Source organism: Ruminococcus sp. Marseille-P328, from assembly GCF_964249465.1.
GTDB lineage: Bacteria > Bacillota > Clostridia > Lachnospirales > Lachnospiraceae > Blautia_A > Blautia_A faecis.
This window is the reverse complement of sequence record NZ_CAXUBQ010000033.1, coordinates 1-19,154: the sequence shown is the minus strand read 5'-3', so window position 1 is coordinate 19,154 and position 19,154 is coordinate 1. Positions and strand designations below refer to the sequence as shown.

The following is a 19,154-nucleotide window of genomic DNA, read 5'->3' as shown; positions in this document are numbered from 1 at the left end:
TTTATGATTAAACAGTATAAGCTACGTTTTTACAATTTTAAACTAGTGATCCTTCTGACTGCGATCAGTCTGTTTGGAGTGCAGCTGGTAGCAAGTGCATCGCCAGATCTTCGAAATAAACAGCTTTTGGGCGTTGTGATGGGGCTTGTGTTGCTGGTGATCTTATCGTTAATGGATTATTCCTGGATATTGAATTTCCAGTGGATCATGTATGGTTTTAATCTGCTTATGCTTATTGGTGTACGATTGTTCGGAAGTGAGGCTGGAGGTGCGTCCAGATGGCTGGATATCGGTGGTTTCCGTTTTCAGCCTACCGAGCTTTCCAAAGTTATTATTATTCTGTTTTTTGCCAAGTTTTTTATGGACCATGAAGATGATATCAATACTTTCAGGGTGCTGGCAGAATCAGTGCTCCTTCTGGCTGTTCCATTGGCTCTTATTTATGCACAGCCGGATATGAAAAATACCATTACGGTAACCATTATTTTCTGTATTCTGCTGTATATAGCAGGACTGAGTTACAAAATCATCGGAGGTGCGATCCTGATCGCGGTTCCCCTTCTGATCATATTTTTGTCTATTGTTGTGCAGCCGGATCAGACTTTGATCAAGGATTATCAGAGAACACGTATTATGTCTTTCCTTTACCCGGAAAACGAGGAATACCAGGAGGATATTGAACAGCAGAATAACTCGAAGACGGCGATTGCCTCCGGAGAACTGGTTGGAAAAAAACTTACCGGGGATGACCAGGTTTCTTCTGTAAATGCTGGAAACTTTGTTGCAGAGAACCAGACCGACTTTATCTTCGCAGTTGCCGGAGAGGAGTATGGATTTATAGGATGTACAGCTTTGGTTGTATTATTGCTGTTGATTTCAGTTGAATGTATCAGGATGAGCCTTAGGGCCAAGGATCTGGCCGGGAAGATTATCTGCTGCGGAATTGGCAGTGTGGTAGCTATACAGAGTTTTTTGAATATCTGCGTTGCTACTGGACTGGCACCTAATACTGGTACGCCTCTTCCTTTTGTAAGTTATGGTCTGACTTCCCTGGTCAGCTTGTTTATTGGTATGGGGCTTGTGATGAATGTAGGTCTGCAGAGCAGTACTTATAATAAAGAACTTAAGAGAAAAGAAATTGATAAGAAAGAGGAATATTTATGACAGCCGCAAAAAAGAAGAACTCAAGACGTAAACAGGCAAGATTTCGAAGCTCCAGAAGAAAGAGAATCAGAAATACTGTTCTTTTACTGTTGCTTTTGGTTGTGCTTGGCGGTACTGGGATCGGTGCAATTTATGTTCTCCGAAATGGAACTGTTTTTGATAAGCTGGAGGATGCATATGTAGCTTCCAGAGAGTTTTCTGGTGGAATTACAGACTTAGACAGCCTGAGAGCTGATGGTTTTGCTAAGAACTTGTGTGTGGTCGTATCAGATGTTCCGATGGATGGTGTTTCCCTTGGGGAAAACCAGAAAGGACTTCTTCTGGATCTGGATGACAGAAAGGTGCTTTATTCCAAACAGGCACTTCAAAAGGTATACCCGGCAAGTATCACCAAGATCATGACAGCTATGCTGGCACTGAAATATGGAAATATGGATGACGTAGTAACCATTACACAGGAGAATCTGAATCTGGAGGAGGGTTCACAGGTTTGCGGCTTTTGGGCAGGTGACCAGGTGACTATGGATCAGCTTCTTCATTGTCTGCTGGTTTATTCAGGTAATGACGCAGCAACGGCTATTGCAGAGCATGTGGGTGGTTCTACAGATGGGTTTGTGGAGATGATGAACAGTTATGCCAGAGAACTTGGCTGTACCGGAACTCATTTTACCAATCCTCATGGACTGCAGGATGAAAACCATTATACCACTCCCTATGATATCTATCTGATGCTAAAGGAAGCTTTGAATTATCCAGAGTTTACTCAAATTACACAGTCCGGATCTTATACAGTAGAATATACTCATGCGGACGGAAGCAGTGCAAGTACCACATTACTTGCCACAGACCATTATCTCACAGGAGAAGCTACCCCTCCTAAGAATGTGACTATTCTGGGTGGAAAGACCGGTACTACGGACAATGCAGGTAACTGTCTGGCGTTGCTGAGCCAGAATGCTTATGGAAAGCCGTACATTTCCATTGTAATGGGTGCCTCCACAAAAGACGAGCTTTATGAGCAGATGTCGTCCCTCTTGCAGAATATAAACTAGAGCCTGTTTGAAAAATCATCCTGGGTCAATATAGCAGAAACTTAATTTTCGATGTACTAGTCAGTCTGTTTATGAATCGTAGCCACAATTGAGAAAAATAGACAGAAATATCAAAAAAACTCTTGAAAATTTAGAAAAATTATACTATAATATGAAACATATTAAACAAGGTTTTTGGTAAAAATTTAATATCATATTGTCTAAGGAGGAAAACATCATGGTTGAACTGATCGTAGGAAAGAAAGGCAAAGGCAAAACAAAAGTGCTCTTAGACAGAGTAAACGGTGCGGTGAAAGAAGCCAACGGAAGCATTGTTTACCTTGACAAGAGTACCAAACATATGTATGAGCTTAACAATAAGGTACGTCTTATCGACGTTTCCTCTTATCCATTGAAGAATGCAGATGAGTTCGTTGGTTTCATCTGTGGTATTATTTCTCAGGATCACGATCTTGAGCAGATTTATCTGGACAGCTTCCTTAAGGTTTCCAAGTTGGAAGACGCTGATGTTACAGATACACTTGATCAGCTGGACAAGATCGGTGAGAAATACGGAATTTCAATAGTTGTAAGTATTTCGCTTGACAAAGAAGAGATTCCGGAAGCATTACAGGATAAGATTGCAGTAGCATTATAATCTCGGATAATATGATATTGCAGCTATAAATTCAGTAAAACCAAATTAGAGGTACATAAGGACATGACTCGACTGTGGGTCATGTCCTTTTTTGAGGTGCGCCTTAGAACCTGTTTGAAAAATCATTCCTACAATCTGCACGTCCCACGTTGCGGTATATTTTGCCCGAATTCAGTTGCCGTAACCCGCTACGGCGCCTTCATCCGGACTAAATCTCCCACAAATTGTGACGCACATCTTGCAGAAAGTCTTGTTTTGCGGTATGTTCCTGGATTGATTTACAATAATAATATTATGTGAATTAAATGTGGCGAGTACAACAATTGTATGTGTGAAGTAGATATTAATCTTCACGCAGTTTTACAGCAGTGGCTGCCTGACGCCGTCTGGAATCGTCTAAGGCTGCATAATGCTTCTTGGTAGTATTCACGTCCTTATGGCCTAAAACGTCCGCTACAAGGTAAATATCGCCTGTTTCCTGGTAGAGGGCGGTGCCGTAGGTACTGCGGAGTTTATGAGGGGTGATTTTCTTGGTGGTGGTAACCTGGCGGGCGTATTTCTTGACCAGGTTTTCAACGGCCTGGACCCCAATTCGTTTGCGCTGGGTAGAGTAGAAGAGAGCGTGTTCGTGGCCTTCTACAGGAATAATGTTCTTGCGTACTTCCAGGTAGTTTTTCAGAGCTTTTTCTACTTCAGGACCGAAATATACGACCATTTCATTTCCACCTTTTCGAGTAACCTTGATTCCATTATTTTTGAAATCTACGTCTTCTATGTCAAGACCTACACATTCAGAAACACGAACGCCTGTTCCGAGCAGGAGAGTAACGAGAGCGAGGTCCCGGTCTTTGGTCTTTTCATAATATACCTTTTTCTGGCCGGTAAGTTCGTCCCCACCATGCTCAATATAATCCAGCAGCAAGGCAACTTCATCAGCTTCCAGGCGGATGATACTTTTTTGATGAATCTTTGGAACGTCCACAAGGACGGTAGGATTTGTGTGAATCATTTCACGTTTAAAATAATATGCATAAAAACTTCGCAATGAGGACATTTTTCGCTTCAGACCACGTTCGCCATTGGTTTCCGTTTTATCCCCGGCCTGGTAAACTTTCAGGTATTCTTCATATTCCTCAAGATCAACGGCTGTGATCTGATCCAGGACATCCACAGTAAAAGCATCCATAGACCAGTCCTTGAAGGCTGGATTTTGTTCCAGAAGAAACTGGAAGAAAATGCGGATGTCATATGCATAGGAAATTCTGGTTTTAGTTGTGGTACGCGGTTCAATGGCACGAAAGAAATCCCTGCAAAATGGCGGCAAGGTCTTCAGAACATCACGAAGCCGCAAGGTATTATCAACGTCAGTCTGTTCGTGGTAGGTGACTTTTTTATCCATGAAAAATTCTCCTTTAGCAAGTAATAATACTAATCTATATGAAAAACTCGGGTTTGTCGTATAGATCTAGATGAGTGGTATAACGCCGAATCAGCCACTTCTTCTGGCTGTTTTCGGCGCATTTCAGAATTTCATTAAATGTTAAAATATAATTGATGGTTCGACTGCATTCATTATGCAGTCACAGATGATTCTGAACATCTGGCGCACCGGTTTCAATAAAGCTTGGCCGGTTTCGTTACAATTGCTGTTAATTTTACATGATCGATTCGTCCAACATCACTGTAAACGGTCCATCGTTTTCCAGTGAAATTTTCATATCAGCGCCAAAAATACCATGCTGAACAACTGGAACAACTTTTGCAGCTTCCTTTAGCATGTATTCATAAAGTTCATTTGCCTGTTCTGGCGCACCGGCTTCAATAAAGCTTGGCCGGTTTCCTTTTTTGCAGTTGGCATATAACGTGAATTGCGAAACCATCAAAAGCTCCCCATTTACATCTGCCAGGGAAAGGTTTGTTTTGCCATTTTCATCTTCAAAAATTCGAAGTCCTAGCATTTTTTTCATATATTTGTCTGCAATTTCCCTGGTATCATTCTGACCTATGCCGACCAGTACAAGAAAGCCTTTCCCAATATTTCCGATAACTTCACCATCTACTTTTACGCTTGCATGATTTACACGTTGTATTAAAAGTCGCATGTTAATTTCCGTCCTTTTTACTGTTTTGTTTCTGTCTGTACTCTTCTATCAATTGTCTGACTTTTTGATAAATTATCACAGAATATTTTTTTATAAGGATCCAGATTGTAGTCAGAATTTTCTGGATCGTTTTTAACAAAGTAAGGGTAAATTTCAACATTGCAGTGCGTCTGGGTGTCTCTCTCTTCTTCGGCTCTTCTGCCGGGAAAAGAACGGGTTCATGTGTTTCCGGATCCAGACAGTCAATGTTGGTGTATTTTTGCTCTTCATCTGGAACCTGCTTATAAATCAGGCTGATATGGACTAGTCTGCCAAGTGCGGCATAAAGCACTGCAAAAACAGGAACGCCAATGATCATACCTGGGATTCCAAAGATTCCACCGCCAATAAGGATGGCGACAATGACCAGAAAACTGGAAAGTCCTGTGGAATCACCAAGAATCTTCGGTCCAAGAATATTGCCGTCAAACTGCTGGAGAACAAGAATAAAAATTGCAAAATAAATAGCCTGCAGCGGATCCACCAATAAGATGAGAAAAATACTTGGGATTGCTCCGAGGTAAGGTCCAAAAAATGGAATTACGTTGGTTACACCAATGATCACACTGATCAAAAGTATATATGGCATATTCAAAAAGTTCATACCAATATAACACAATACGCCAATGATGGCAGAATCCAAAATCTTACCACTGAAAAATCCGATAAAGGTTCTATTGGTAAAACGCATGGAATGGATGATAAAATTCGCATGCTGGGTATTAAAAATTGCGTAGGTGAGCATTTTTGCCTTGGCAATGAATCCCTCTTTATCTGCCATCAGGTACAGGGAAACGATAGCTCCGATGAGGAAATTCTTCAGAAAATTAATTAATTCAAACACACCCGCGGAAATATTTTTTAGCATTTCCTGCATCTGCGGAAGGATATTCGTAGTCAGGTAGTCCTGAGCTGTGGTGATGGACTGATTCAAAGTGTCCAGTGCATCACTGTTCAGATTCCATTTCTCAATGAAAGACTGCAGCCATTTCTGAATAACCTTCACATAGGCTGGAAAACTGTAGATCAGACCCATAATACTTCGGATCAGTTCTGGCAGAATCATCATAATAAGGGCATAAATAAGAGCAAGGAAGAGAAACATACATAAAATTACGCATGCCCACCGAATTGCCTTGCGCCCCTTCTTTCCTACTGATACTTCCTTCCTGGCAAGAAGCGGATAAATGATTTTTTTCTCCAGGAAATTTAATACAGGGGTCAGTAAAAAGGCGATCACGACCCCATAAACAATAGGTGTGAGAATCCCCAGAAATGTCTGAATTCCTGTAATCAGTGTCTTCATATGGAAAACACCATAATAAAAGAGCATACTGGCTGCGATTACAAGGAAAGAAGTTACTCCCCAGCGAACATGTTGATTGTCCCAGCGTAATTTCATATTCTAATATCGTCCTCCTGAAACATGAATGCAAAATATGTGTTACTGTCTGCTGTTTGCACAGTAACCAATAAGTGTCTGTACTGTTATTTATTTAACAGCGATTGCTATCTATTATAACACAGTTTTGTCTCAATGTCTCATTAAAAAAATATAAAGTGGCGATGGCGTTTGAAAACAGGAACCGAAAACAGGAATTGAGATGCAACAAATTACAAAAGGAGCTCTCTTTCGAGAACTCCTTATTTTCACATGATTCTGTATATTATTTCTTAAGGTCATCAAAAATATGTATGGTATTGATAATCGCCTGGGCAGCACCTTCGATACCAAGCACACTGCTGTCAACGCTTAAGCTGTAGCCCGCTGCTGCACCCCATTTCTTATTGGTGTAGTAATTATAGTAACTTGCACGGCTCTTATCTGTTTTGGTGATCATATCTTTGGCTTCTTTAGGTGTCTTATTGTATTTGCCTGCAATACGCTTGATCCTCCAGTCCAGATCAGCATGAACAAAAACACTGAAACAGTCTTTATTATCTGCAAGAGCATAATCTGCACAGCGCCCTACCATAACACAGGGGCCTTCTGCAGCTAATTTCTTGATGGCTTCGAACTGTGCCAGGAAAACCTTGTGGTTCATAGGCATGTCTGTAAATCCAGCAGAAGAATATCCAAAAGAATAAGTATCCATTACAAGAGAATACAGAAAGCTGTTAGTTGGCCTCTCATCATGATTCTCAAATAATTCCTTGCAAATACCGCTGTCGTTTGCAGCATGCTCCAGAAGTTCTTTGTCGTAACACTTGATTCCAAAATATCTGGCTACTTCCTGACCAATCTGCCTGCCGGCGCTTCCATATTCACGTCCGATGGTAATAATTGAACTTGTTGTATTGTTCATATCTGCCACTCCCTTCTGCAATTCCTTTGTTACTGTTCACTTCGTGACTGGTAATTCATAGGAATTTTGTAAGATTATTATACACTACATCAGGGTAAACTGACAACTATTTTCTTAATTTTTCTAACAAATTGAGAAAATATTCTGGCAAAGGTGCGGAAAATTCCATATACTCTCCTGTTCTTGGGTGAACAAAGCCCAAAACCATGGCATGAAGAGTCTGTCCCTGGAGATGATAAGGATTTTTGCCTGAGCCATAGATCTCATCGCCAAGAAGAGGATGTCCAAGGCTGGTCATATGTACACGGATCTGATGGGTACGACCGGTTTCAAGGCGGCACTCGATATAAGTCGCATTCCCGAAACGTTCCAGGACTTTATAATGGGTGACAGCGTCTTTTCCATTTTTGTAGTTGATCGCCATTTTTTTCCGGTCAATTGGGTGACGGCCGATCGGGCCTTCTACAGTACCTTCATCTTCCTTAAGATTACCTGCCACAATAGCCCGGTAACGCCGCTTGATGGTATGCGCTTTCAGTTGCTGGGCCAGATCACGGTGAGCCGTGTCATTCTTACATACAAGAAGAGCTCCTGTAGTGTCCTTATCAATACGGTGGACGATTCCAGGACGCATAACCCCGTTAATACCGGACAGATTGCCATGACAGTGGTACATAATAGCATTTACCAAAGTTCCGCTGGTGTGGCCATTTGCAGGATGGACTACCATTCCTTTGGGCTTATTTATCACCAGTACATCATCATCTTCGTATAAAATGTCCAAAGGGATATTTTCCGGAAGAATATCCGGTTCAGTCAGATCAGGCAGGGTTGTCTGAACCAGATCCCCTGCCTGTATTTTGTAGTTTGCTTTTACTGCTTTCCCATTGACGGTAACACCTTGTTCTTTCAGAAGCTTCTGAAGATAAGAACGGGAAAGTTCCTCATATTTATCGGAAAGACAGCGGTCTATGCGCACTCCTGCTTCATTTTCGGTTGCTGTAAATTCCAATTGCTCCATGTATCAGTAAAACTCCTCTCTCAATTACGCGGTATATGAAAAATCAGACAAATCAATTTACCTGGCAGATCTGTTCCCCGGTTTCAGAAAGTCAAAATCATTTTCTTCTTTATAACGGAAAAACATAAGAAATACCATCACTGTGATCCCACAGGTCACGTAAATATCTGCCACATTAAACGTGGGAAAATCAATCAGGGAAAAATAAATAAAATCTACCACATATCCACGGAAAACACGGTCTATAAAATTCCCCATTGCTCCAGCGAACACAATTGCCGCTGTATAAAGCAGTGGTCTATAATAAACAGTTGCAGGTGCTTTTATAAAAAGATATATAATAGCCACAAAAAACACAATACAGGTAAGCACCAGAAAAAGAATCTTATTCTGGAGAAGGCCAAATGCCATGCCTCTGTTTTCAAGGTAACGAAGGTTTAACACATTATCAATAAGAGAAATCCCGGAGGTTCCTTTCAGATACCTGATTGCAAGATACTTTGTTCCCTGATCCAGAAGAACCAGAAAAAGGATAAGCAGAATTCCTTTTAATTTAGGTGCTTTTAGTGGAAGATCATTGTAGTCTGAAGCTGTTTTATTTTCCATGATTGATTACCTGCAGATGGCGTGAATTCCCACAAGAAGCTCCTGATCCGAAACTGTCTTGTCTATAAAACTCTTTCCAAGACCATCTATAAGAATAAATTTAATCTGTCCCTGTTCCATTTTTTTGTCCTTTTTGGTAGCTGCAAGAATGTCCATGGGAGAAAGTCCTTCCACATACAAAGGCAGGTCGTAAAGCTTAAGGCTATGGCAGATCTGTTCATATTCAGCATTTGTGAGGAGACCTCTTTCCCTGGAAATGGCAGCTGCGGCAACCAGTCCGATTCCCACACACTGACCATGGAGAAGGTTAAAGTTCATCAGCTTTTCGACTGCATGTCCTATGGTGTGGCCAAGATTAAGAAGAGCACGCTCTCCCTGTTCCTTGGGATCTCGCTCTACAACCCCGGCTTTGATGGCACAGCATTTTCGGATCATAACGGCAAGCATTTCTGGATCCATAGTGCGGATAATCTTGTAATTTGCGCATACAAAGTCGAAAAAGTCTTTATCGCAAATTAGTCCGGTCTTTAGAATTTCACCCATTCCACAGCCAAATTCGCGCTTAGGGAGGGATTGCAAGGTGGCCATGTTCATATAAACCAGGCGGGGCTGATGAAAAGCGCCTACCATATTTTTAAACTGTCTGAAATCAACGCCAGTCTTACCGCCTACGCTGCTGTCCACCTGCGCCAGAAGCGTGGTAGGAATCTGGATAAAATCAATTCCACGAAGATAGGCTGCGGCACCGAAGCCGGATAAGTCTCCTGTTACTCCGCCTCCAAGAGCAACCACCAGACTTTTGCGGTCAAGCCCATTCTCAATAAGGCACTGGAAAAGATCCTGTACGGTATCAAGATTCTTGTATGCTTCTCCGGCGGGGAAAGTGAACTGGCATACATGATAGGTTACTTTCAAAAGCTCTGCTTTCACCTGGTCTGCATAGAGAGGTGCTACTGTGGAATCTGAAACAATACACATGCTTTTCCCTGCAAGACCTTCGTCTGTCAAGGCCTGTGAAAGAAAAGAAAAGTCATTTTCAAAATAAATGGGATAACAGAACTCCCCGTCACGTTTTACAAGTAATTTTTCTTCTGCCATAGTTAAATCCTCTCCAAATGTATTATTGTTTATACGTATTTTCGAATGCGGACACCAAGGCGTCCTTTCTTTGTCTGTCTGGATACACCATCATAGATAAAGCGTCCTTTGCCGCGAACGGAAATAATATCGCCTTCTTTTGGCTCATATCCATTGGAGGTGATCAGTTTGCCGTTTACAAACACAAGACCGCTTTCAATAAAAGAAACCATGCTGCTTCTGGACGTCTGAAAAGCCAGCCCGATGAGAGCATCCAGCCTTACAGAAGCGCAGGTACCATTTATCATTTCAAATTCAGGTTCCGGAATCTCTTCTGCCTGTTCTACTCTGGAAACCAGAACGGTAGTATGTTTTACCCGAATAAGATTTTCAATAAAAAAGTCAGACATTTTATGAAGGCAGAAAAACCAGGCTTCTTTATCCTTGATGAGGATATCACCGACTACACTGCGGTCAACTCCAAGATTCAGGAGCGCTCCAAGATAATCTCTATGTCCAAGCTCCTCAGAAAAACGAAGAGCCTTGGGCTCTATTTTCAGGCAGTCAATAGGATAATCCCAGGAAAAACCAAGGCCTCCGGGGAAAAAAGCTGCCATCTGCCGTTCTGCATGCTCATAGCCACCGAAAAGCTTTACCTCTACGCCTATCTGATGAAGCTTAAGGGAAACAAGCATATTTTGTTCGTTTAAGTTAAGAAAATCCGTAAAGGTGACAATATCTCTCTGGTAAGAGAGATTTGCCAGCTCCCGGATTCTCTTAAGTAAAAATTCATCCTTATCCATAAAAATCAATAACCAGCTCTTACAGAAGGTGTAGCGCCGCCAAGAATATTCTGAAGATCACCAGTGATATCTACAGAAGAGGGACCAAGTACGAAGATGTAGCTGGAAATCTTCTGAAGGGAACCATTCAGGGAATAACATGCGCCAGATGCAAAATCAATAATACGCTGTGCAAGTTCTACATCAATACCCTCCAGATTCAGAATTACAGTTGCATTGTCAAGAAGTGTGTCTGCAATTTCCCGGGTGTCCTCCATGGAAGCAGGTTTGATCACACAAACCTCCATAGAAGAAGCCTGATTCGCACGACGGCTGCTTCTCATCGGAGTGATTTTGGAAGAAGCTACAGGGCGCTGCTTCTCAGCTGGCTGTTTCGCAGGAGCCTTGGCAGCAGTCTTTTGTGTTGCTGTATGTACAGGTTCTTCGTCAAAGGAAGTATCTGCGTCAGCCAAATCATCCTCTTTCTTACGACCGAATTTCTCGAAGAATTTCTTCTTAGGCTTGTCATCCATGGGATCGTCATCAAAGAAATCCCCCTCTTCGTCATCCATCAGATCCTCATCTAAATAATTATCTTCATCATAATCGTCATCATTCAGTTTAATAGAATCTAATAATTTATCAAAAACGCTCATTTTCAATCTCCAATCTTAATCTTCTTGCCGTGTGGCATAATTTCGTTCACCAAAAATACCGGTTCCCACACGTACCATGGTTGAGCCTTCCTGGACAGCAACCTGATAATCTCCGGTCATACCCATACTCAGAACACTCATGTTAACATTATTAATGTTTTTTGCATTAATGTCAACACTTAATTTCTTCAATGTGCGAAAAACTTCACGATTTTCTTCTGGATTTTTCACAAATGGGGCAATGGTCATAAGTCCCATCACTTTTATATGGGAAAATATGCTGATTTTCTCAAGAAGAGGAAGCACCTCATTCGTCGCTAATCCGAATTTGCTTTCTTCCTCTGCTACATTAACTTCCAGCAGAATCGGCATAACAAGATCTTTCTTTGCAGCTTCCTGCTCAATGGTCTGGGCAAGGCGAAGGGAATCTACCGAGTGAATCATGGCAACCTTGTCAATAATATATTTTACTTTATTGCGCTGCAGATGACCGATCATGTGCCACTGGATATCTGATGGCAGCTGGTCATATTTATCCATGATCTCCTGCACTTTATTTTCTCCAAAAACACACGCACCGGCATCATACGCCTCCTGAAGCATGGAGACCGGTTTGGTCTTACTTACTGCCACCAATGTGACTTCACCTGGGTCACGGGAAACAGCAGCACAGGCTTTTTCAATATTTGCATTTACCTGCTGTAAATTTTCAGCTAACATTTATAAGCCTCCTTAAAAATAGTATATGTTAAACTTAGTAGAGAATATCCTGCTCTTTTACCTGGGAGGAGTCTCTGGCAATGCGGTCATAGCGGGAAAGTCCGTAGGATGTATTACTGGAAATAATGGCATATTCTTCATTCTGATCCAGTATATCTACCTGACGGAATACCGCATACCCTTGATTGATGCAGTAAACGCCTTCCAGAGAATCTGTTTCGCCTACAATAAAGCGCTGGTTGGAGTCATCTTTTACAATAGCATCTCCTTCCTTAAAAGCGCTTCTATCCACGTAATAATTGTAAGCTTCATCGGCAGAATCATCATCTGACTCAATTTTAACTTTACCGTAGATTGTAGCATTGATAAAGGTTCTTACGTTATTTCCGCTGGAATCTTTGGAAATCTTGTTAAAGCCTACACTTCCGCTGTCAGGATCAGTCGTGGCATATTCTGCCGGAATTACGTAAAAATCCTTGGATTCAATAGCGGAAAGGGGAATCTTAAGACCGGTTACTGTATTGGTAACCAGCTCAATATCCAGAAAACGGTCAGATGCATAGCGGATCAGACCGCGGCTGAAGTCAATTTTTCCATATTTGTTACCATCGATTTTTATGATGGAAAAATCGCCGCTCTGTGTCATATCATCCTTGAGAAATTTCACACGAATGGTGGAACGTCCCTCCAGCTTGGCGGCCTGTTTGTCGCTTAATGGAATGATCAGGCTCCATAATTCGCTGGTAATATTTGTATAAATGTTATCTCCGGCCTGCACCTTTTCGGATGTCTTCAGATCAGCTTCATGGTAAGAAGTCTGGTCAAAATCTGCTGCTGTAATGTTCTCCACAGTCTTATTCTCATAGCCGTCCATAGAATAGAGGATAATGCCGTCTTCCTGGGCTTTACAGATATTCTGTCCACCGATGGTCACTACTTGTGAATCTGCATTCCCGTCAGTGGAAATTCCCTCATACTGAAGGATGCTTCCCTCCAGCTGGTTCTTAAAACTGTAGGTGTTGTTAAATTTACTTCCGGAAAATCCCTTGGAAAAGCTGAGCATAGAACTGCGGATTTTCTCCAGTTCGTCCGCAGTCAATGCAGACTTGGTTTCTGCAATTTTTCCGGAACTTAATCCGTAAACAGCACCGTTGGCATTGATCTTACTTCCCTCCCGGGCATAATAATTCACATAACCGGAGGATTCTGCCTTAAAAACACTCTCTTCCCGAAGAGAAATACCAGTGTAGGTCTCGTTTCGTGATAAAGGACCTGTGGTAACCTGGTAAGATTCGATGTGTGTGGAGGTTACAAGTAAAAATGCAGTAAAAATCATATATAATAACAATACACCAAAAGCAACGGTGGCAATATTCAGTCCGAATATGTTCTTTAACTGGACAAAAAGTCCTGCCATTTTGCCAGGCTTGTTAGATTTCTTCTCGGACAAGCGGATTCCCCCTTTGTTTTTGAGTCGGGCTCTGAATTTTCATACCAAACAATTGTACCATTTTTTGCCGGTGAACACAAGGAAAAGAAAACGAAAAGTGTGTGAACAAAGCTGGAAGCTGTGAACAGCCTGCATATCAAAAAACGAACATATTTTCAGAATATCTGTTTGCTTAATTAAGAAAAATATGGTATGATAAGAAAAAGTTGAATGAATTTCGGAGGAAAACTCTTATGACATATGGTAAAATCAGCAAAAAACAGCAGGAAATTTTAGAATATATTAAAAGTGAGATTCTGAACCGCGGATTCCCGCCAGCAGTTCGTGAGATTTGTGAAGCTGTAAATCTGAAGTCTACATCATCTGTTCATGCCCATCTGGAAGCTCTTGAGAAGAACGGATACATCCGCCGCGATGCCACGAAGCCAAGAGCCATAGAGATCATTGATGACAATTTCAATCTTGTCCGCCGTGAAGTGGTCAATGTTCCGCTTGTAGGTACCGTAGCCGCCGGACAGCCTATTCTGGCTGTAGAGAATGTAGATGGCTACTTCCCCATCCCGGCAGAATTTATGCCCAATGAACAGAGCTTCATGCTGAAGGTAAAAGGCGACAGCATGATCAATGCAGGAATCTTCGATGGTGATCAGGTTCTGGTAAAGCAGCAGCCAACTGCAGATAACGGCGACATTGTAGTTGCCCTGGTAGAGGACTCTGCCACAGTGAAGACCTTCTATAAGGAGAAGGGCTACTACCGCCTTCAGCCAGAGAATGACACTATGGATCCCATTATCATTACAGGAGAAATCCAGATTCTGGGTAAAGTATTTGGTGTCATGCGTTTTTACCAATAGTCATAAAAAATTTCCCCTTTAGCAAACAATTGCTGTTTCCAGACAATTGTTTACCAAAGGGGACTTTTTTATTTCTCTAAAAACGCATCCATCTCCAGAACCTTTCCATCTCTCCAGATTCTCTCCAGATCATAGAAAAGTCGGTTTTCCTCATCAAACACATGCACGATCACATCGCCGTAATCCATGAGAATCCAGCTGGAATTGCGGTTTCCCTCAATCTGCTTCGCCTCAAAGCCAGCGCGTCCAAGCTGCTCCTCCACATTATCGACGATCGCCTGAACCTGATTGGAGTTTGTACCGCTTGCGATTACGAAATAATCTGCAATTACAGAAACATTATGAATATCAATTATCTTAATATCCTGTCCCTTTTTATCATCAATTGCCTTGCAGGCAATCTGTGCCATCATTTTCTCTGTACTTACTGTACTCATTCTGATCTGCTCCTTTCTTAATAATGCTTATACTGACCTAATATTATTTTAAATTCCTGCGAGAACAAAAGGCTTTAAAAGTGAAATAATATCCTCTGTCAGGTGGTACCTAGCCTTCGCTCGTGCGAAATATCTCACATCTCGTAGAATGTTAATTGTAAATAGTAAAAATATTCGCCAGTATATGCGGAGTATTAATTATCAGATACGTTATTACGCTTATTATGCAATTCTTTATAATAAATATAAGCCTCCTTGGAAGTTGGCTCAATATCATCGGCAGAATCTTCTTCCAGATACTCCAGGGTATCTTTTAGGATCTCATACATACACTCATCCAGGTCTTCAAACGCAAGTTTGCGAATTTCCGGTAAACGGCTTGCTTTATAACGCATGGGCTCAATATAATCTGCAATATAAATAATCTTTTCAAGAAGACTCATTTCACGTCTGCCAGTTGTGTGATAATTGATGGCAGAAAGAATCTCCTGATCGTCAATCCCATATTTCTCGTGAGCAATATAAGCTCCAAGACGGGAGTGGAGAAGAAACGGGTGACTTCTCTCAAAATCGGAAACCGGAATATTGTGTTCGCTGCACATCTTCAGTTTTTTCTTATTGGGAATGCATTTGGCGCAATCGTGAAGAAGACCGGACACCTGTGCATCTTTGATATCATATCCATGGACCATAGCCAGACATGCGCTGGTGTACATAACGCCCATGGTATGCTGGAAACGATCCTCATCCAGGTATTTGGAAAGTTTTTTTTCAATTTTTGCAAAATCGTAATCTGCCATGGTCAGACTTCCTTCTTTCTGTAAATTCCATTCTCTTTCATGTAAGAAATCACCTTATCCGGGACGTAATATTTCAGACTTTTTTCTTCTGAAATCCACTGACGGATCTGATGACTGGACACATCAATATTCATAGTATCCAAAAGGGCAAAATTTCCGTTGTACCTTGCAGAAAGACGCTGGATTTCCCGATTCAGTTCAGCGTAGGACGCATGATCCCGGACAGCCACCACAAGAGTACAGGCCCGACAGATCCGCTCTGGTTCCATCCATTCGTCAAAAGCAAAAAGAGAATCTGCACCAATGATAAAATAATAGTCTGTGTCCGGATTGTATTCTTTTAGCTCTTCCAGAGTGCGATAGGTATAGGTATACCCGGTCTCGTGCATTTCTGCAAGAGACAACTCAAAATGGGGATTATCTTCAATTGCAAGCCGGACCATATCCACACGCTGGTTATCAGAGGCTCTGCCAGCACGGTCCCGTTTATGAGGCGGGTTGCCGGAAGGCATAAACAGAACCTTATCCAGCTGGAATTGCTCATAGCTCTGCTCACCAAGGATCAGATGTCCCATATGGATGGGATCAAAGGTACCGCCCATGATCCCGATTTTTTTTCGATTATTTTGGCAGTTCAATTTTCTTTTTCTCTTTTTTACCTTCGCGGTATAATACGATCTTCTTACCGATCACCTGTACAACCTGGGAATGGGTGCGCTCTGCAAGAACCTGTGCCATTTCCTTAGGATCCTCCAGACAGTTCTGAAGCACACTGATTTTAATCAGCTCTCTCGCTGCAAGTGCTTCGTCAACAGCCTTGGTGTTTTCTGGTGTAAGACCGCCCTTGCCAAGCTGGATAATGGCATCCATTTTCATTGCCAGACTTTTTAAATATGCTCTTTGCTTACTTGTCATAATTTATCTCCTGAATACCTGCTGAATAGCTGCTATTTATTTATAATAATCAAATTCAAATCCATACATACGAACCGTATCACCCTCCTGAATACCGGCGTTTTCCAGTTCATCCAGAATGCCGCCCTCTTTCAGGAAACGCTGGAAAAAGGCGAAGCCTTTCTCAGAATCCAGATTGGTATAACCAAGCATTTTCTCGATACGTGGTCCTTCTACGATAAATACAGAGGGATCTTCCTCATCAACCTGTACGGTAAATGGAAGGCTCTCATTGATCAGCATATCTTCTGGGAAGAATTCCTGCTCGAATACGATTGCTTTCTTCGGACAACTGTCCAGAAGTTCCTTGATATGGAAAAGAAGCTCGCGTACACCCTGTCCGGTAACTGCAGAAATGGGATATACTTTGATACCTTTTGGTTCAAATTCTTTGCGAAGTCTGTCTACAGGATTCTCCTGACCGTCGGCAAAAATACAGTCCACTTTATTGGCTGCAATTACCTGAGGACGCTTTGCAATTTCCGGATTGTATTTCTCCAGTTCTTTGGTAATCTTATAAATATCATCAATAGGATCTCGTCCCTCTGTGGAAGCTGCATCCACAATGTGCACCAGAACTCTGGTACGCTCAATATGGCGAAGGAACTCATGACCAAGACCGACTCCTTCAGAAGCACCTTCGATCAGTCCAGGGATATCTGCGATGATAAAACCGCCATTCTCAGTATCTACAACACCAAGGTTCGGGCTTAAGGTTGTGAAATGATAGTTGGCAATTTTCGGTTTCGCATTTGTAACACGTGAGAGAAATGTAGATTTACCAACATTAGGAAAACCTACCAGTCCTACATCTGCGATCACCTTTAGCTCCAGAAGCACTTCAAGCTCCTGAAAAGGCTGTCCAGGCTGGGCATATTTGGGAACCTGCATGGTAGGGGTTGCATAATGCTGATTTCCCTTACCGCCGCGTCCACCGCGCAGAACGATCTGACGACGATTGTCACCGGACATGTCTGCAATTACCTTACGGGATTCAGCCTCCATGATAACAGTACCTTCCGGTACCTTTAATATAATGTCGGCACCGTCGGCACCGTGGCAGCGCTTTTTGCCGCCCTCCTGACCGTCTTCTGCCTTATATTTTCTTTTATGACGGTAATCACCGAGGGTATTCTGTCCCTCGTCAACTTCAAAAATGACGTCTCCGCCCTTGCCGCCGTCGCCGCCATCCGGACCGCCGTCAGGTACATATTTTTCCCTGCGGAAGCTTACATGGCCGTCGCCGCCCTTACCGGAACGGATATATATGGTAGCTCTGTCTGCGAACATTAAATCTCCTTTATAAGAAAAGGCTCCAAACCTTTATAGATTTGAAGCCTCCTGCTCTACGAATTACTCTGCCTCTACTGGTACGATAGAAACCTGTTTCTTATCGCGGCCTTTTCTGGTGAATCTTACAACACCATCGGTCAGTGCAAATAATGTATAGTCTTTTCCGCATCCTACGTTCTCGCCTGCATGGATCTTAGTTCCGCGCTGTCTGTAAAGGATGTTGCCGGCTTTAACAAACTGTCCGTCTGCTCTCTTCGCACCTAATCTCTTGGACTCGGAATCACGACCGTTCTTTGTGGAACCAACTCCTTTTTTATGTGCGAATAACTGAAGGTTCATCTTCATCATTGTTGTTACACCTCCTTGACTCTTACTGTCAAATATCGATTGTTATAACTATGCTCAATTTCTGTTAATCCAAGAATCAGGGAATCCATAAGCAGTTTCCCGCGCTCAGTATTCGGATTTGTTTTAAAATGGATGGATACATATCCCTCATCCGCTTCCGCTTCAATCTGCTCTTCCGTAAATTTCTCAAGAGAATTCACAGTAGTAATGATCAAGGCTGATACGGCAGCACATACAATATCCTGTCCCTCTTCGGCATAGCCTGCATGTCCTTTGGACAGAAAATCCAGATAAGAGCCTTTTCTCTTCTTAACTGTAATATTGATCATAACAGCACCTGATTAAGCGTTGATCTTTTCGATTTTAACTTTGGTGTACTGCTGTCTGTGACCGTTTTTCTTGTGATATCCAGTTTTTCTCTTGTACTTGTAAACGATGACTTTTTTAGCCTTTCCGTTCTCAACTACAGAAGCGGTAACACTGGCATCCTTAACGTCTTCTCCAACCTTTAATCCGTCATTGCTAACTGCAATTACAGAATCAAAAGTAACGGTTTCACCAGCTTCAACTCCGAGCTTCTCAACTCTGATTACGTCGCCTTCAGCAACTTTGTACTGTTTACCACCTGTTGCAATAATTGCGTACATTTGTGGCACCTCCTATAGACTTTACTCGCCAAATATGGTGGTCTCTCGACTCTTAAACCTCTTTGTGCGGCATACTCGATTATAATAACAGGGAGATTTGGTTTCGTCAAGAGGTTTTGTAAAAAAAATTGTAAAAAATATGAACCATTTATGATAATGTCCTAATATACCATAAAGGAAAATGTCCCAATGTAGTATAATGCTTCCAT

General features: G+C 42.1%; 24 protein-coding genes. 5 read left to right on the top strand and 19 right to left on the bottom strand.

Annotated elements, in window-relative coordinates:
• The first annotated feature begins 3 nt into the window (after nt 1–3).
• The 4 genes from ACESTK_RS18235 to ACESTK_RS18220 all read left to right on the top strand — a co-directional run bounded on the left by ACESTK_RS18235 (nt 4) and on the right by ACESTK_RS18220 (nt 3,153).
• On the top strand, nt 4–1,164 hold the full coding sequence (locus ACESTK_RS18235; RefSeq protein ID WP_270430703.1) for an FtsW/RodA/SpoVE family cell cycle protein: 1,161 nt from the start codon (nt 4–6) through the stop codon (nt 1,162–1,164).
• Nucleotides 1,161–2,216 (top strand): D-alanyl-D-alanine carboxypeptidase family protein, encoded by a 1,056-nt coding sequence (locus tag ACESTK_RS18230; RefSeq protein ID WP_226854544.1) that lies wholly within the window; start codon nt 1,161–1,163, stop codon nt 2,214–2,216. The genes ACESTK_RS18235 and ACESTK_RS18230 overlap by 4 nt, the downstream gene beginning before the upstream one ends.
• Nucleotides 2,217–2,433: 217 nt before the next feature.
• Nucleotides 2,434–2,853, top strand: coding sequence for a twitching motility protein PilT (locus ACESTK_RS18225; protein WP_118580215.1), 420 nt, complete (start codon nt 2,434–2,436; stop codon nt 2,851–2,853).
• Between the two features lie 63 nt (nt 2,854–2,916).
• On the top strand, nt 2,917–3,153 hold the full coding sequence (locus ACESTK_RS18220; RefSeq protein WP_373120412.1) for a DUF6783 domain-containing protein: 237 nt from the start codon (nt 2,917–2,919) through the stop codon (nt 3,151–3,153).
• Between the two features lie 43 nt (nt 3,154–3,196).
• Here ACESTK_RS18220 and ACESTK_RS18215 read toward each other — a convergent pair whose 3' ends face one another.
• From ACESTK_RS18215 to ACESTK_RS18165, 11 genes are all read right to left on the bottom strand, one after another.
• Nucleotides 3,197–4,252 carry a tyrosine-type recombinase/integrase gene (locus tag ACESTK_RS18215; protein WP_226854543.1) on the bottom strand — a complete coding sequence of 352 codons (1,056 nt, stop codon included), beginning with the start codon at nt 4,250–4,252 and terminating at the stop codon, nt 3,197–3,199.
• A gap of 256 nt (nt 4,253–4,508) precedes the next feature.
• Nucleotides 4,509–4,955, bottom strand: coding sequence for a D-aminoacyl-tRNA deacylase (gene dtd, locus ACESTK_RS18210; protein WP_148463019.1), 447 nt, complete (start codon nt 4,953–4,955; stop codon nt 4,509–4,511).
• 1 nt (nt 4,956) lies between these two features.
• On the bottom strand, nt 4,957–6,396 hold the full coding sequence (locus ACESTK_RS18205) for an AI-2E family transporter (RefSeq protein WP_118580206.1): 1,440 nt from the start codon (nt 6,394–6,396) through the stop codon (nt 4,957–4,959).
• A gap of 265 nt (nt 6,397–6,661) precedes the next feature.
• Entirely contained in the window at nt 6,662–7,300 is a 639-nt protein-coding gene (locus ACESTK_RS18200; RefSeq protein WP_118580203.1) for an AAA family ATPase, read from the bottom strand.
• A gap of 106 nt (nt 7,301–7,406) precedes the next feature.
• Entirely contained in the window at nt 7,407–8,321 is a 915-nt protein-coding gene (locus ACESTK_RS18195) for an RluA family pseudouridine synthase (protein WP_226854542.1), read from the bottom strand.
• 57 nt (nt 8,322–8,378) lie between these two features.
• Nucleotides 8,379–8,927, bottom strand: coding sequence for a signal peptidase II (gene lspA / locus ACESTK_RS18190; protein ID WP_226854541.1), 549 nt, complete (start codon nt 8,925–8,927; stop codon nt 8,379–8,381).
• A 6-nt stretch (nt 8,928–8,933) separates the two neighbouring features.
• The gene (gene aroB / locus ACESTK_RS18185) at nt 8,934–10,025 is read right to left on the bottom strand and encodes a 3-dehydroquinate synthase (RefSeq protein ID WP_226854540.1); all 1,092 of its coding nucleotides are present in this window, start codon (nt 10,023–10,025) and stop codon (nt 8,934–8,936) included.
• A gap of 29 nt (nt 10,026–10,054) precedes the next feature.
• Entirely contained in the window at nt 10,055–10,807 is a 753-nt protein-coding gene (locus ACESTK_RS18180) for an RNA-binding protein (RefSeq protein WP_118580331.1), read from the bottom strand.
• Between the two features lie 5 nt (nt 10,808–10,812).
• Nucleotides 10,813–11,442, bottom strand: a complete 630-nt coding sequence (locus ACESTK_RS18175; protein WP_177969000.1) for a cell division protein SepF — start codon at nt 11,440–11,442, stop codon at nt 10,813–10,815.
• A 15-nt stretch (nt 11,443–11,457) separates the two neighbouring features.
• Nucleotides 11,458–12,162: a YggS family pyridoxal phosphate-dependent enzyme gene (locus tag ACESTK_RS18170; protein ID WP_177968999.1), complete on the bottom strand. Its 705-nt coding sequence runs from the start codon at nt 12,160–12,162 to the stop codon at nt 11,458–11,460.
• A 34-nt stretch (nt 12,163–12,196) separates the two neighbouring features.
• Nucleotides 12,197–13,612, bottom strand: a complete 1,416-nt coding sequence (locus ACESTK_RS18165) for an HlyD family efflux transporter periplasmic adaptor subunit (protein ID WP_226854539.1) — start codon at nt 13,610–13,612, stop codon at nt 12,197–12,199.
• A 233-nt stretch (nt 13,613–13,845) separates the two neighbouring features.
• On the opposite strand from ACESTK_RS18165, the gene lexA reads away from it, so the two are divergent.
• Nucleotides 13,846–14,466 carry a transcriptional repressor LexA gene (gene lexA, locus ACESTK_RS18160; RefSeq protein ID WP_148463022.1) on the top strand — a complete coding sequence of 207 codons (621 nt, stop codon included), beginning with the start codon at nt 13,846–13,848 and terminating at the stop codon, nt 14,464–14,466.
• A 68-nt stretch (nt 14,467–14,534) separates the two neighbouring features.
• On the opposite strand, the gene rsfS is transcribed toward lexA, so the two are convergent.
• From rsfS to rplU, 8 genes are all read right to left on the bottom strand, one after another.
• On the bottom strand, nt 14,535–14,903 hold the full coding sequence (gene rsfS, locus ACESTK_RS18155; RefSeq protein WP_118580185.1) for a ribosome silencing factor: 369 nt from the start codon (nt 14,901–14,903) through the stop codon (nt 14,535–14,537).
• 194 nt (nt 14,904–15,097) lie between these two features.
• Nucleotides 15,098–15,703, bottom strand: coding sequence for a bis(5'-nucleosyl)-tetraphosphatase (symmetrical) YqeK (gene yqeK / locus ACESTK_RS18150; protein WP_118580182.1), 606 nt, complete (start codon nt 15,701–15,703; stop codon nt 15,098–15,100).
• A 2-nt stretch (nt 15,704–15,705) separates the two neighbouring features.
• On the bottom strand, nt 15,706–16,341 hold the full coding sequence (gene nadD / locus ACESTK_RS18145; protein ID WP_226815140.1) for a nicotinate-nucleotide adenylyltransferase: 636 nt from the start codon (nt 16,339–16,341) through the stop codon (nt 15,706–15,708).
• Entirely contained in the window at nt 16,325–16,618 is a 294-nt protein-coding gene (gene yhbY / locus ACESTK_RS18140; RefSeq protein ID WP_118580179.1) for a ribosome assembly RNA-binding protein YhbY, read from the bottom strand. Before yhbY ends, nadD begins: the two co-directional genes overlap by 17 nt.
• Nucleotides 16,619–16,654: 36 nt before the next feature.
• Nucleotides 16,655–17,947, bottom strand: coding sequence for a GTPase ObgE (gene obgE / locus ACESTK_RS18135; protein WP_195993067.1), 1,293 nt, complete (start codon nt 17,945–17,947; stop codon nt 16,655–16,657).
• A 63-nt stretch (nt 17,948–18,010) separates the two neighbouring features.
• Nucleotides 18,011–18,298: a 50S ribosomal protein L27 gene (gene rpmA / locus ACESTK_RS18130; RefSeq protein WP_015542711.1), complete on the bottom strand. Its 288-nt coding sequence runs from the start codon at nt 18,296–18,298 to the stop codon at nt 18,011–18,013.
• A 5-nt stretch (nt 18,299–18,303) separates the two neighbouring features.
• Nucleotides 18,304–18,627 (bottom strand): ribosomal-processing cysteine protease Prp, encoded by a 324-nt coding sequence (locus ACESTK_RS18125; protein WP_118580173.1) that lies wholly within the window; start codon nt 18,625–18,627, stop codon nt 18,304–18,306.
• A gap of 12 nt (nt 18,628–18,639) precedes the next feature.
• Nucleotides 18,640–18,945, bottom strand: a complete 306-nt coding sequence (rplU, locus tag ACESTK_RS18120; protein ID WP_118580170.1) for a 50S ribosomal protein L21 — start codon at nt 18,943–18,945, stop codon at nt 18,640–18,642.
• Between the last annotated feature and the right edge of the window lie 209 nt (nt 18,946–19,154).